Annotated in this window: 2 tRNA genes and 2 rRNA genes; all 4 read left to right on the top strand. The window is 48.6% G+C overall.

Features of this window, described 5'->3' with window-relative positions:
- Positions 1–69, top strand: a 16S ribosomal RNA gene (locus GJ700_RS34725); the annotation flags it as partial.
- 67 nt (positions 70–136) lie between these two features.
- A tRNA-Ile gene (locus tag GJ700_RS34720) sits at positions 137–213 on the top strand.
- Between the two features lie 11 nt (positions 214–224).
- Positions 225–300, top strand: a tRNA-Ala gene (locus GJ700_RS34715).
- A gap of 170 nt (positions 301–470) precedes the next feature.
- Positions 471–576: ribosomal RNA gene (locus tag GJ700_RS34710) — 23S ribosomal RNA — on the top strand; the annotation flags it as partial.

Raw genomic sequence — 576 nt, 5'->3', positions numbered from 1 at the left:
GGATTCGTGACTGGGGTGAAGTCGTAACAAGGTAGCCGTATCGGAAGGTGCGGCTGGATCACCTCCTTTCTAGAGTAGGCTGTCCGCCTAATGCTCACACTTATCGACTGTTCTAAAGAAGAACGAAAAGCATGTTGGGGCTGTAGCTCAGCTGGTTAGAGCACCGTGTTGATAACGCGGGGGTCGTTGGTTCGAGCCCAACCAGCCCTACCAGTTCCACCGTAGGGGGATTAGCTCAGCTGGGAGAGCACCTGCTTTGCAAGCAGGGGGTCGTCGGTTCGATCCCGTCATCCTCCACCAAACACTGCCTTTACGAATGAATACGATTTATTCGTAAGCGTAGTACCGTTCTTTAACAATCTGGAAGAAGTAAAGTTTTATTTAAGCGTGTAAGCAATTACACACTTAGGGTAGTAAAACTCATCATCACAAAGTAGTAAATGCTTGAACTATAGCCGTCAAGGTTATAGGGACAAGTGAATAAGTGCACATGGTGGATGCCTTGGCGATTACAGGCGATGAAGGACGTGGAAGTCTGCGAAAAGCTTCGGGGAGCTGACAAACAAGCATTGATCC

The sequence above is a fragment of the Pseudoduganella rivuli genome, from assembly GCF_009674485.1.
In the GTDB taxonomy this organism is placed as follows: domain Bacteria; phylum Pseudomonadota; class Gammaproteobacteria; order Burkholderiales; family Burkholderiaceae_D; genus Rugamonas; species Rugamonas rivuli_B.
Note: the sequence above shows the minus strand (reverse complement) of the source record. Positions and strands in the feature narration are given on the sequence as shown.